This is a genomic window from Acetivibrio clariflavus DSM 19732, from assembly GCF_000237085.1.
Classification (GTDB): Bacteria; Bacillota; Clostridia; order Acetivibrionales; family Acetivibrionaceae; genus Acetivibrio; species Acetivibrio clariflavus.
Genome location: NC_016627.1, coordinates 4,204,805 through 4,217,404, shown reverse-complemented (window position 1 = coordinate 4,217,404; position 12,600 = coordinate 4,204,805). Strand labels below are relative to the sequence as shown.

Annotated in this window: 12 protein-coding genes; all 12 read left to right on the top strand. The window is 41.1% G+C overall.

Going from position 1 to position 12,600, the window contains the following annotated elements; genetic code table 11:
* Positions 1-1,530, top strand: a complete 1,530-nt coding sequence (gene cobA, locus CLOCL_RS17575) for a uroporphyrinogen-III C-methyltransferase (protein ID WP_014256585.1) — start codon at positions 1-3, stop codon at positions 1,528-1,530.
* Complete coding sequence (hemB, locus tag CLOCL_RS17570; protein WP_014256584.1) at positions 1,496-2,476, top strand: porphobilinogen synthase; 981 nt, start codon at positions 1,496-1,498, stop codon at positions 2,474-2,476. The genes cobA and hemB overlap by 35 nt, the downstream gene beginning before the upstream one ends.
* On the top strand, positions 2,473-3,771 hold the full coding sequence (hemL, locus tag CLOCL_RS17565; protein ID WP_014256583.1) for a glutamate-1-semialdehyde 2,1-aminomutase: 1,299 nt from the start codon (positions 2,473-2,475) through the stop codon (positions 3,769-3,771). Before hemB ends, hemL begins: the two co-directional genes overlap by 4 nt.
* Entirely contained in the window at positions 3,768-4,130 is a 363-nt protein-coding gene (locus CLOCL_RS17560) for a sirohydrochlorin chelatase (protein WP_014256582.1), read from the top strand. Before hemL ends, CLOCL_RS17560 begins: the two co-directional genes overlap by 4 nt.
* Positions 4,127-5,326 carry a bifunctional cobalt-precorrin-7 (C(5))-methyltransferase/cobalt-precorrin-6B (C(15))-methyltransferase gene (locus CLOCL_RS17555; RefSeq protein ID WP_014256581.1) on the top strand — a complete coding sequence of 400 codons (1,200 nt, stop codon included), beginning with the start codon at positions 4,127-4,129 and terminating at the stop codon, positions 5,324-5,326. The genes CLOCL_RS17560 and CLOCL_RS17555 overlap by 4 nt, the downstream gene beginning before the upstream one ends.
* On the top strand, positions 5,316-6,659 hold the full coding sequence (locus tag CLOCL_RS17550) for a cobyrinic acid a,c-diamide synthase CobB (protein ID WP_014256580.1): 1,344 nt from the start codon (positions 5,316-5,318) through the stop codon (positions 6,657-6,659). The genes CLOCL_RS17555 and CLOCL_RS17550 overlap by 11 nt, the downstream gene beginning before the upstream one ends.
* The gene (gene cbiB, locus CLOCL_RS17545; protein WP_014256579.1) at positions 6,656-7,609 is read left to right on the top strand and encodes an adenosylcobinamide-phosphate synthase CbiB; all 954 of its coding nucleotides are present in this window, start codon (positions 6,656-6,658) and stop codon (positions 7,607-7,609) included. Before CLOCL_RS17550 ends, cbiB begins: the two co-directional genes overlap by 4 nt.
* Complete coding sequence (cobD, locus tag CLOCL_RS17540; protein WP_014256578.1) at positions 7,597-8,661, top strand: threonine-phosphate decarboxylase CobD; 1,065 nt, start codon at positions 7,597-7,599, stop codon at positions 8,659-8,661. The genes cbiB and cobD overlap by 13 nt, the downstream gene beginning before the upstream one ends.
* On the top strand, positions 8,654-10,156 hold the full coding sequence (locus tag CLOCL_RS17535; protein WP_014256577.1) for a cobyric acid synthase: 1,503 nt from the start codon (positions 8,654-8,656) through the stop codon (positions 10,154-10,156). The genes cobD and CLOCL_RS17535 overlap by 8 nt, the downstream gene beginning before the upstream one ends.
* Positions 10,153-10,677, top strand: coding sequence for a cob(I)yrinic acid a,c-diamide adenosyltransferase (locus CLOCL_RS17530; RefSeq protein WP_014256576.1), 525 nt, complete (start codon positions 10,153-10,155; stop codon positions 10,675-10,677). Before CLOCL_RS17535 ends, CLOCL_RS17530 begins: the two co-directional genes overlap by 4 nt.
* Entirely contained in the window at positions 10,677-11,306 is a 630-nt protein-coding gene (locus CLOCL_RS17525; RefSeq protein ID WP_014256575.1) for a precorrin-8X methylmutase, read from the top strand. The genes CLOCL_RS17530 and CLOCL_RS17525 overlap by 1 nt, the downstream gene beginning before the upstream one ends.
* 265 nt (positions 11,307-11,571) lie before the next feature.
* Complete coding sequence (locus CLOCL_RS17520) at positions 11,572-12,588, top strand: ABC transporter substrate-binding protein (protein WP_014256574.1); 1,017 nt, start codon at positions 11,572-11,574, stop codon at positions 12,586-12,588.
* Positions 12,589-12,600: the final 12 nt, after the last annotated feature.

The following is a 12,600-nucleotide window of genomic DNA, read 5'->3' as shown; positions in this document are numbered from 1 at the left end:
ATGAAAAAGGGCTTTGTGGTTTTGGTAGGGGCAGGTCCGGGCGACAGGGGGCTTTTAACCCTTAAAGGAATGGAATATATAAAAAAGGCTGAGGTTGTTGTTTATGACAGGCTTGTTTCAGATGATATTCTGGAGCTGATACCGGACAATGCAAAAAAAATAGATGTGGGTAAGGAAAGCGGCAGGCATCCGGTGCCTCAGGAAGAAATCAACAGAATTCTTGTGGATGAAGCCTTAGCGGGAAAACTGGTAATAAGGTTAAAGGGTGGAGATCCCTTTGTATTCGGACGCGGCGGAGAAGAGCTGGAGCTTCTGGAGCTAAACGGGATTCCTTTCGAGGTGGTTCCGGGTATTACCTCAGCGATTTCTGCGCCTGCATTTGCAGGGATTCCCATAACCCACAGGGATTATTGCAGCAGCTTTCACGTCATAACGGGACATCAAAAGAAGGGCGAAGAGCTGTCGGTTAACTTCAAAGCACTTGTACAGTCAGGAGGCACATTAGTCTTTCTAATGGGGATTTCTTCTCTGCGACAAATACTTGATGGACTTTTGGCAGAAGGTATGGATAAGCATATGCCGGCTGCAATTATTGAAAATGGAACAAGAGCCGGTCAGAGAAAAATTCTGGGCACAATTGAAAACCTTTATGAAAAGGCTGTAGAGAAAAGCGTCAAATCTCCTGCCGTTATTGTGGTAGGAAAGGTTTGTGGTCTGAGTGACAGATTTGACTGGTTTTCAAAAAGAGAGCTCATGGGTGTGAAAATCATTGTAACAAGACCTAAGGACTCTGCCGGTACATTGACCGCCAAGCTTAAGGAACTGGGTGCAGATGTTATAGAATATCCATGCATTGAGATAAAGGAAATTGAAAATAACAGCCGGTTGGAAAGAGTAGTAAGCAACATCAAAGAGTACTCATGGATTGTTTTTACAAGTAAAAACGGAGTTAATATCCTGTTTGAATATTTGAAGAGGCAAAACAAGGACATTAGAATTCTGGCCGGTCAAAAATTTGCCGCTATCGGGAGTCAGACTGCTGAAACGCTTGCCGGCTACGGAATTATAGCAGACTACATACCTGAGATTTTTGACGGAAAGCATCTGGCGGAAGGGCTTTGTAAAATAGCGGGTGCTGATGAAAAAATACTTCTTTTGAGAGCTTTAAAGGGTAGTGCTGAAATAACGGCTGTTCTAAAAGAAAATGAAAGAGCATTTGAAGATGTTCCGGTATATGATACCTTATATGTCAATAAGGGAAGCCGGGACATAGAGGCTCTAATAAATGGTAATCCAGGCATTTATGTGACATTTACGAGCGCATCGACTGTTGAAGGCTTTGTCGGATCAATACAAGGAATTGACTTAGGCAAGATAACGGGAATATGTATTGGCAGCCAAACTTCAAAAGCTGCTGAAAAATATGGAATCAAGCACTATATATCGGATGAGGCAACCATTGATTCAATGATAAGTAAAATTACGGAGGTGCAATATGAACGCAATACGGCCACGAAGACTGAGAAATGATAAAAACATAAGGGATTTGGCAAGAGAAACAAGGATTTCATCCAAAGCATTAATACTTCCATTGTTCATAAAGGAAGGGAACGGAATTATCGAGCCCATAGAATCTTTAGAGGGACATAACTATTACAGCCCCGATACCGTACAGGCAGGGATAGAAGATATTCTTAATGCCAACGTTAAATCGGTTTTGCTTTTCGGTATTCCCGATAAAAAAGATGATGAAGGGAGCGGAGCTTATAGCGAAGACGGAGTCGTACAAAAAGCCGTAAGGAAAATCAAGGAAAGGTATCCGGAAATAACTGTAATAACAGATGTCTGTATGTGCGAATATACGGCAAACGGACACTGCGGCATAGTGAAGGACGGCAAGGTCATAAATGACCTGACGCTTCCCTACATTGCTAAAATCGCTCTTTCCCATGTTGAAGCCGGGGCTGATATTGTCGCTCCGTCAGACATGATGGACAACAGGGTTGCAGAAATAAGGAAAACCCTTGAGGGCAAAGGCTTTCATGATACTCCAATCATGTCGTATTCAGTAAAATATGCTTCGTCGTTTTACGGACCGTTCAGAGATGTGGCCAAATCTGCTCCAGCCTTTGGGGACAGAAAGACATACCAGATGGATTATCACAACAGGCGTGAAGCTTTAAAGGAAGCCATGCTGGATATTCAGGAGGGTGCGGATATTTTGATGGTAAAGCCGGCCATGGCTTATCTTGACATTATAAGAGAGCTTAAGGATAAAACACAAAACCCCATTTGCGCATACAGCGTAAGCGGTGAGTACGCAATGATAAAAAGCGCTGCCAAGTTGGGCCTTGTTAATGAATATGCTGTTATGTGCGAAAGTGCCGTCAGTATGTTCAGAGCAGGTGCGGACATGCTTATAACGTACTATGCAAAGGAATTATCAAAAGCAATTGAGAAGGGAGATATCGGATGATGAGCAGCAGTTTGATTGACAGAGCCAGGAGTGTAATGCCGGGCGGGGTGAATAGTCCTGTGAGATCTTACAGGGCAGTTGGAGGAGAACCTGTTTTTATAAAAAGAGCGAACGGCTCCAAAATTTATGATGTAGAGGATAGAGAATATATTGATTATGTCTGTTCATGGGGGCCCATGATTCTGGGACATAACAATAAAAAGATAGCAGAAAGCGTCAAAAAGGCTGTCGATTACGGGTTGAGCTTTGGCGCACCGACGGAGAAAGAAGTAATAATGGCTGAGCTTATTACTTCCATGGTTCCGGGAATTGATATGATAAGGATGGTAAACAGCGGAACAGAAGCTGTCATGAGTGCCTTACGGCTTGCCCGTGCCTTTACTGAAAAAAGTAAAATAATAAAATTTGATGGCTGCTACCATGGACACTGCGACAGTATGCTAGTTAAGGCGGGATCGGGGGCTTTGACTCTTTCACATCCCGACAGTCTTGGTGTAACTGGTGAATTTGCAAGAAATACTCTGATTGCAGATTATAATGATATAGAGAGTGTGAGACGACTCTTTGCAGAAAACAAGGGAGAAATTGCTGCTGTCATCCTTGAACCTGTGGCGGCCAATATGGGTGTAGTTCCTCCACGGGATAATTTTCTTGCCGGACTCAGAGCTCTATGTGATGAAAACGGAGCGCTTCTGATTTTTGATGAGGTCATTACAGGATTTAGGCTTTGCCCGGGAGGAGCACAGGAATATTTTGATGTCAGAGCGGATATTGTCACCTTCGGCAAAATTATCGGAGGAGGTATGCCTGTTGGGGCATATGGGGGAAGAAAAGAGATTATGGAGCTTGTATCACCCCTTGGGGGAGTTTATCAGGCGGGTACCCTTTCTGGAAATCCCATAGCGATGGCAGCAGGAATAGCACAGTTGACGGAACTTAAGGAAAACAAGGATATATATTTGCGAATAGACAGAATGGCAGAGTCACTGGAAAAAGGATTTAAGAGGATGGCAAAAGAGCTGGAGCTGACTCTCACTGTGAACAGGGTCGGATCCCTGTTATGCGTATTTTTTACAAAGGAAGCTGTAACTGATTTTAAAACTGCTAAAAGCAGCAATACAAAGCTTTATGCAAAATTTTTCAAGCATATGTTGGATAACGGTATACATATGGCGCCTGCACAATTTGAAGCCATGTTTGTGAGTGATGCGCATACAGAGGAAGACATAGAAAAAACATTGGAAAAAGCAGAAAAATCCTTGAGAGAAATGAAAAACGGAGGAGATTTTGCATGAGAGGAATACTGATACTGGCCCATGGAAGCAGGGAGAAGTCAACAGAGCAGACTTTACAGCAGGTTGTAAATTATCTTGGAGAAATATTCAGTGAGGAAATTATTGAAACTGCATACCTGCAGTTTTCAAACCTGGATCTTCATACCGGGCTTGAAAAGCTGAGAGCAAAAGGTGTTGATAACATAATTGTCATACCTTATTTCCTGTTTGAAGGTGTACACATAAAAGAAGATATTCCGAAGGAAATTGACAAATACCTTAAAGAAAATAAGGATGTAAAAATTACAATGGGAAAGACGCTGGGAGCGGATAAAAGATTGGCGGAAATATTAGCCGACAGGATAAGGGATGCATTATGAAAAAGCAAATATTCATAATCGGATGCGGCCCCGGGGCGCCGGAGGAAATCACAGGACATGGTGCGAAGCTGCTGGAAATCTGCCATGAGGTCTATGCATTTGACAGAATCGGAGATTTGTACAAAGACTTCAAAGAGGGTATTATTAAATGTTCATATCAGGACATCGAAGAGAAAATAAGAAGCTCAAAAGCTCAAAAAATGGCTGTTCTTGTTTCCGGAGATGTGGGATTTTTCAGTATGGCAAAAAGGCTGGATGAAAAATTCAGAATTGATTTTGATGTGTTCTTTACATGCGGAATCAGCAGTCTTCAATATCTTTGCAGTAAAATCAAGCTAAGCTATGAGGATGTCAGAGCTGTGAGCCTCCATGGAAGAGAAGGTAATCTTCCGGGGAGTATCGCATATAACCGGTACACTTTTGTTCTGACCGGCGGGGCTAACAACGCTTCGAAAATATTAAAGGATCTTAAGCAAAATGGCTTGTCAGGGATAAAAGTTACAGCCGGGGAGCTGCTTTCAATGCCGGGTGAAAGAATTTTATGCGGAACGGTGGAGGAGCTTTCTGAGATTTCCTTTGACAGCCTTACGGTTCTTTTGTTTGAGAATGAGAATTGTGTAAACAGGGATATGCCCCTTTTTGACAAGGAGCTTTCAAGGAATGAAACTCCAATGACGAAGCAGGAAGTGCGCTGGGTTGCAGTAAACATGATGAAGATAGAAGCACGAGATGTTTTGTTTGACATAGGGGCGGGCAGCGGCTCGGTAGCTATAGAAATGGCTAGAAAAGCCCACGAAGGATTGGTTTTCGCTATAGAGAAAAAAGACAATGCATTTGAGCTTCTCTGTAAAAACAAGTCCGATCTCGGCGCGTTAAATGTAATACCCGTCTTTGGAGAGGCATTGGAGGAAATAAGGAAGCTGCCTGTCCCGGACAAGGTGTTTATCGGAGGAAGCGGAGGCAATCTGGATAAATTGGTTAAAAGCCTGTATAGGGCAAATGAAGATGTAAAAATTTTGATTACGGCAATAACCCTTGAGACTTTAACTGAGGCCCTTGAGGCATTCAAAGAGATAAATTTTGAAACAGATATTGTTTGTCTGAATTGTTCAAAAAGCAAAAAGGCCGGAAGCTACAATATGATGATAGCAAACAATCCTATTTACATAATCTATGGTGAAAAGAATGATGAATAAAAAAATCAACAGAATCATGATAGCTGGAACAAACAGCGGCTGCGGAAAAACAACAGTGACCTGTGCAATACTAAAAGCGTTAAAGAACAGAGGGCTCAAGGTAGCTGCCTTTAAATGCGGCCCTGACTATATTGACCCTATGTTTCACAGCGAAATAATTGAGACAAACTCAAGGAATATTGATTTATTTTTATGCGGAGAAAGGCAGGCAAGATACCTTTTTGCCAAAAACAGCGAGAATACTGATGTTTCGGTCGTGGAAGGCGTTATGGGCTTTTACGATGGGGTGGGTGGAAATACCGGTGAAAACTCTTCATGGGATATATCAAACAAGCTTGGAATTCCTGCAGTTTTGGTAGTTAACTGCAAGGGAGCTTCGGTCTCCGTTGCCGCTATGATAAAGGGTTATCTGGATTTTGATAAAAACAGGATTGAAGCTGTAGTTTTAAATAATGTTTCAAAGCACATGTATAAAATGTACAAAGAAACTATTGAAAACCGTCTTGGAATAAGAGTGGCAGGTTATATGCCTTTTGAACCCGAGGCAGTCATTGGGAGCCGTCATTTGGGGCTGGTTACCGCAAAAGAAATAGGTTCGCTGAAGCAAAAGACGGAATTACTTGCTGCTATAGCAGAAGAGACTATAGATTTGGACCTGCTTCTTGATATTGCAAATAATGCGGAACATTTTGACTATGAGAAAATTGAAGTTGAGCAAATATCAGATGTAAGAATTGCAGTTGCTAAGGACAGGGCATTTTGCTTTTATTATCAGGACAGCCTTGAGCTTCTCGAAAAAATGGGTGCAAAGCTGATATATTTTTCACCTACTGAGGACATTAGGCTGACGGAGGATGTTGACGGCTTGATATTAGGAGGCGGATATCCGGAGCTTTATCTTGAAAAGCTCAGCAAAAATGCCGGAATGATAAACAGCATAAGAGCTGCATGGCGTGAGGGAATGCCGATTTATGCCGAATGCGGCGGCTTTATGTACCTGGGAAAAAGTATTAATTCCTATGCAATGACCCACATAATTGAACCGGGCTTTGAGATGACGGAGAAACTTCAGAATTTCGGGTATGTTACATTGACTGCAAAGGACAACACCATGCTTTTGGAGCATGGAGAGTCCGCCACTGCCCACGAATTTCATTATTCTAAAAATGATTCTGATTCCGGTAGCCTTACAGCCAGAAAAGCAAGCGGGAAAACGTGGGAAACCGGATATTGCAAGGAGAACGTATTCGCTCTTTACCCTCACATTCATTTCTGGGGGAACATTCAAATGGCAGCCAGATTTATTAAAAAATGTGAGGAGTACAAAAAATGAGATATCTGTTTGTTATTGGTATTGCTTTCATACTTGATTTGATATTCGGAGATCCATACTGGCTACTTCATCCCGTGTGTATAATTGGAAAGGCAATCAGTGCTTTGGAGAAAATGTTAAGAAAAATCGTAAAAAACGAGCTTTTTGCAGGGACAGTTCTCGTGCTGGTTATATCGGGATTAGCTTTTTTTGTTCCATTTTTGATACTGTATCTGGCAAATACTTTGAATTACTATCTGGCTATGGGGATTGAAATTTACTTCTGCTACCAGATTTTTGCCGTAAAATCCCTGAAAAAAGAGAGTATGAAGGTTTATTACCCTCTCAAGGAAGGCAATTATCCGGAAGCTAGAAAATACTTATCCTACATTGTCGGAAGGGATACGCAGAATTTGGATGCTAAGGGTATCACAAAAGCCACAGTCGAAACGATAGCCGAGAACACCACTGACGGTGTCGTAGCTCCGCTTTTTTATATGGCAATAGGAGGCGCGCCCCTTGCTTTTTTATACAAGGCGATTAACACAATGGACTCCATGATAGGCTACAGAAATGAAAAGTATGAAAAATTCGGAAAGGTTGCTGCAAGGCTTGATGACATTGCAAACTTCATACCGGCAAGGATAACTGCACTGCTTATGATTGCGGCAAGCGCATTAAACGGCCTGGACTATAAAAATGCTTTTAGAATGTTTCTAAGAGATAGGAAAAACCATAAAAGCCCAAATTCTGCACAAACCGAGTCGGTATGCGCCGGAGCTTTGAATGTACAGCTGGCGGGCAATGCCTATTATTTCGGACAGCTTGTCCATAAGCCGACTATTGGTGATAATAATCGGGAAATTGTAGCTCAGGATATAGTTCTCACAAACAAATTGATGTATACGACTTCTGTTTTAGCAGTGATTGCTGCCATGATTGTAAGGGGGTGTATCTGGTGGATGATATAGCAATGCACGGCGGCGATATCTATTCATATATGGAGATGAATGGAGCAAAACCGCTTGATTATTCGGCTAATATAAACCCTCTGGGTTTGCCTGACAATGTTAAAAAGGCGTTGGCTCAGAATATTGAAAGCTATAGTGCCTATCCGGATACTAATTGCCGTAAGCTGAAGGAAGCTGTAAGTGCCTATGAAAAATTTGAAGCGGACTGCATACTGTTCGGAAACGGCGCGGCAGATATAATCTACAGAATATGCTATGCCTTAAGACCGAAGACTGCTCTCCTCACAGCGCCAACCTTTTCCGAATACGGACAGGCCCTTGAGAACACCGGCTGTAAAATCGAGTATTTTGGATTAAGCCCTGAATATGGCTTTACTGTGGGAACCGGCATATTGGAGCAAGTGTCAGGTAAGGATATTGTTTTCATTTGTAACCCAAACAACCCGACGGGAAATTTGGCAGACAGGAGCTTAATATACAAGCTTGCAGAAAAATGCCGAAAGGAAAACTGTATTTTGGTCATTGACGAATGCTTCATGGATTTTATCGCTGAAAAGAAGAGCTATAGCTTTATAGAGTATCTTGAGGATTTTGACAATGTGATAATTGTAAAGGCTTTTACGAAAATATTCGCGATGGCGGGGCTCAGGCTCGGGTATTGCTTATGCAGCAATAAAGAAATACTGTTGAAGATTGAAAAAGCCGGGCAGCCGTGGAGCGTGTCGACACCTGCTCAAGTAGCAGGGATCGCCGCAATTGGAGATAAGGATTATCTAATAAGGACTGCCAGGATCATAGATGAAGAAAGAGGCTATTTGTCAAAAAACTTAAGCAGCTTTGGCTTCACGGTTTTTGAAAGCCATACTAACTTTATTTTATTTAAAGCAGAACAGACGGATTTGTATGACAGGCTTTATAAAAAGGGCGTACTGATAAGGAAATGCGCCAACTTCAAAGGACTTGACGATACATATTACAGAATAGCTGTCAGATGCCGTGAAGACAATGAAAAGCTGATTAATGCAATAAGCGAGGTAATAAAAAATGGCTAAGGCAATCATGATACAGGGGACAACTTCTAATGCAGGCAAAAGCCTTATAACTGCAGGACTTTGCAGGATTTTTTCACAGGACGGCTATAGGGTGGCGCCTTTCAAGTCACAGAATATGGCACTGAATTCCTATATAACTGAGGACGGGCTTGAAATGGGCAGAGCTCAGGTTGTACAGGCCGAAGCCGCATATAAGAAGCCGGATGTCAGGATGAATCCCATCCTCTTGAAGCCCACAAGCGACAAAGGTTCACAGGTCATTGTCAATGGCGAGGTTGTGGGCAATATGAAAGCTATGGATTACTATAAAAACAAAACAAGATATATACCGGAAATTATGAAAAGCTATAGCTCCCTTGCCGCTGAAAATGACATTATAGTGATTGAAGGTGCAGGGAGCCCGGCAGAAATAAACTTAAAAGAAAATGACATAGTCAATATGGGCATGGCAAAGATGGCAAATTCCCCTGTGCTGATTGTTGGAGATATTGACAGAGGCGGTGTGTTTGCTTCACTTTACGGAACTTACATGCTACTGAATGAAACTGAAAAGAAGTATATTAAAGGGAACATCATCAATAAGTTCAGAGGCGATATCAAGATCCTGGAGCCGGGGCTTAAAATGCTGGAAGACCTTATACCTGTTCCAACAGTCGGTGTAGTTCCATACATGACTCTGAGAATAGATGATGAGGACAGCCTTTCTGAAGTATTTGAAAATAGCAGTGTGTTGGCGGACATTGATATTGCTGTCATAAAACTTCCACGAATCTCAAATTTTACGGACTTTAATGCTTTTGAATTGATTTTGGGAGCCAAGGTTAGATATATTTCGAGTGCAAAGGAATTTAAGTGTCCGGATTTGCTGATTCTACCGGGAACAAAAAATACAATTGACGATTTAAAATGGATGAGAGAGTGTGGTATTGAGGCTGAAATATTAAAATATGCAAGCAGGGGGAATCCTGTATTCGGTATTTGCGGCGGATATCAGATGCTCTGCAAAAGCCTTAAGGACCCTTACAATGTGGAAGGCGGCGGCGAAATAAAGGGCTTGGGACTCATTGATGCCCATACCGTATTTGAAAAGGAAAAGACAAGAACCAGAGTAAGCGGCATTTTTAAATGCGCTGGTGGTATTTTTTCAGAGCTCAATGGAAAAAGCTTCGAGGGCTATGAAATACATATGGGTATAACAAAGGCTGAAGGCTTTTTGTCGATGCTGAAAAGCATGGACGGCGGTGAGAAAACCGACGGGCTTTGCCAGGGGAATGTTTATGGCAGCTATGTCCATGGAATTTTTGACAGCGAAGAGGTTTTAAAGACCATTATAAAAGCTTTGTACAACAAAAAAGGTCTTGAATACAATGAAACCTTAAGCTGTGACGTTAAAGCGCATAAAGAGCGGGAATATGACAAATTGGCAGATGAGCTCCGCAAATCTCTCGATATGAAGTATATTTATAAAATTATTGATGAAGGTGTTACTCTATGAACGGGTTGATTCATATTTATTGCGGCGACGGGAAAGGGAAAACGACAGCAGCGTTGGGACTTGCATTGCGTGCCTGCGGCAGCGGCTATAAGGTAATTCTGGCTCAGTTTTTAAAGTCATGGAATACAAGTGAATTGAACATTTTGGATAAAGTGGAAAATGTATTAATTTTAAGAAGTAAAAAACCGGGCAAATTTACTTGGCAATTAAACGATGAGGAGAAAGCGGCACTTAAAATAGAAAATAACAGAATCTTTGAAAAAGCTATTGAAGTTATATCATGTGATAAAAAAATCCTTATCATATTCGACGAGCTTATTGGAGCAATAGAAAAAAACCTTATTGACAAAGAAGCAGTAGTGGACTTTCTGAAGACCAAGCCGCTCCATGCCGAAGTAGTTCTTACAGGGAGAAATCCTGATGGGGAATTGCTTGGTTTGGCCGATTATATCTCTGAAATTAAAAAAATCAGGCATCCATTTGATAGTGGTGTTAAAGCACGAGAGGGGATTGAATATTGATGAAATTGTATAGACCCGATGAAATTGAAAAGAGAAGCTTTGAAATAATAACTCAGGAAATTGGAGATATTGAACTGGACGCGAAGGTTGCGCCTATTGTTAAGAGAGTAATTCATACTACTGCGGATTTTGATTATCTTCATAATCTTTGCTTTTCCGAAAATGTAATAAATATTGCGCTTGAAGCCATTAAGAAAGGGGTTGACATTGTAACAGACACCAAAATGGCTTTATCCGGTATCAACAAGGCTGCTTTGGCAAAAGCCGGCGGCAAGGCATATTGCTATATGGCAGATGAAGATGTTGCAAGAAAGGCGAAAGAGCAAAATTCAACCCGTGCGAGTGTATCTATGGAAAAGGCGGCAGAATTGGACAAGCCTCTTATTTTTGCTATAGGCAATGCGCCCACAGCCCTTATCAAGCTGGATGAATTGATAAAAAGCAATAAAATAAAACCTGTTTTAATTATTGGCGTACCAGTAGGCTTTGTGAATGTCGTCGAGTCAAAGGAGCTTATTATGAAAAGCGGTGTTCCTTATATCGTTGCAAGAGGGCGAAAAGGCGGCAGTAATGTGGCGGCGGCAATTGTAAATGCTCTCTTGTATATGGCATATCCACGTGAAAGCTAAAGTGTTAGGAGGAACTATGCAATGAAATAGACAAAACAGCTATTATTGGTGCATCAAAAGAAAGAACTAATTAAAAATCTATTAGTAAATATTGACTTTAAATTTATGGCATAGTAAAATACCAAAAGATAATGTCACGTAGGCATTATTAGGGTACAAAAGAAAAATTTATTATTTGAAATAATAGCGGTCACGAAGACTGTTTCTTAGTGAAACTTTTTTTGTTGACCGCTTTTTATTTATATTAATTTTTGGAGGAAAGAACATGAAAAAAATTATTGCACTATTTACCATGATTTGTATTATGGCTATACTTGCAGTAGGTTGCCAGAAAGCAGAAGTAAAACAAAACGAAGAAACTAAAAGCACAACAGTGAAGATTATCGACTCCAGAGGAAAAGAAGTTGAAGTAAACTATCCGGCTAAGAAAATTGTATGTCTGCTAAACAGTGGTTTGAATGACCTTTATATGCTTGGTGCGAAAGACCAGGTTATCGCAATAGACAAATGGACATATGATACAAAGGATGTTTTTGAACTTACTGCGCAGATTGATGAAAGGGTAAAGAACAAGTCACTCCCCGCTATTGACAAAAACATTGAAGAAATCGTTGGGATGAACCCGGATGTGGTAGTCATGTGGGCCGGTCAGGAGGATGATATTAAAACTCTGGAGGACAAAGGGGTTAAGGTAGTAGGAATACAAGTGGATAACTTTGAGCAGGTCTACACAAAGATGGAGATACTGGGCAAAATCTCAGGCAAAGAAAACAGAGCGGCAGAGATTATTGACTACACAAAAAAAGAACTTCAAAATATTAAAAATAAGATTAAAGCTATTGATGAATCAGAGAAGCCGTCATCCCTATTTGTATGGGGACCTTCAAAGCTAGACATCGCCGGAAGCAACAGCACCGGTGACAGTATTATAAAAATGAGTGGAGCGAAAAATTCTGCTGCCGATATAAATGAGGAACATATTGTTGCAAAAATGGAGCAGGTTGTTAACTGGAATCCTGACTTCATCATTTTGTGGAATATCAAGGATTTGGATCCCGATGACTACTTCAAAGATGCACAGTGGAGCAATATAAATGCCATAAAAAACAAAGCAGTTGTTGAGCTGCCCCATCCATTCTATTGCGATCTTTGGACGGTTAAATATATATATTCGGTTAACATCATAGCAAAAACCCTTTACCCTGATTTGTTCAAGGATGCAGACATTGAGAAAACAAAAGCGGATATGCTGAAAAAGTTATATAACATCGATTTTAAATAGAGTAAGATAAAT

Bases quoted from the DNA above. Each gene is read 5' to 3' on its own strand.
- hemB (WP_014256584.1), top strand. From the start codon at position 1,496: ATGAACGCAATACGGCCACGAAGACTGAGAAATGATAAAAACATAAGG.
- CLOCL_RS17550 (WP_014256580.1), top strand. From the start codon at position 5,316: ATGATGAATAAAAAAATCAACAGAATCATGATAGCTGGAACAAACAGC.
- cobA (WP_014256585.1), top strand. From the start codon at position 1: ATGAAAAAGGGCTTTGTGGTTTTGGTAGGGGCAGGTCCGGGCGACAGG.
- cbiB (WP_014256579.1), top strand. From the start codon at position 6,656: ATGAGATATCTGTTTGTTATTGGTATTGCTTTCATACTTGATTTGATA.
- CLOCL_RS17555 (WP_014256581.1), top strand. From the start codon at position 4,127: ATGAAAAAGCAAATATTCATAATCGGATGCGGCCCCGGGGCGCCGGAG.
- CLOCL_RS17560 (WP_014256582.1), top strand. From the start codon at position 3,768: ATGAGAGGAATACTGATACTGGCCCATGGAAGCAGGGAGAAGTCAACA.
- CLOCL_RS17520 (WP_014256574.1), top strand. From the start codon at position 11,572: ATGAAAAAAATTATTGCACTATTTACCATGATTTGTATTATGGCTATA.
- CLOCL_RS17535 (WP_014256577.1), top strand. From the start codon at position 8,654: ATGGCTAAGGCAATCATGATACAGGGGACAACTTCTAATGCAGGCAAA.
- CLOCL_RS17530 (WP_014256576.1), top strand. From the start codon at position 10,153: ATGAACGGGTTGATTCATATTTATTGCGGCGACGGGAAAGGGAAAACG.
- hemL (WP_014256583.1), top strand. From the start codon at position 2,473: ATGATGAGCAGCAGTTTGATTGACAGAGCCAGGAGTGTAATGCCGGGC.
- CLOCL_RS17525 (WP_014256575.1), top strand. From the start codon at position 10,677: ATGAAATTGTATAGACCCGATGAAATTGAAAAGAGAAGCTTTGAAATA.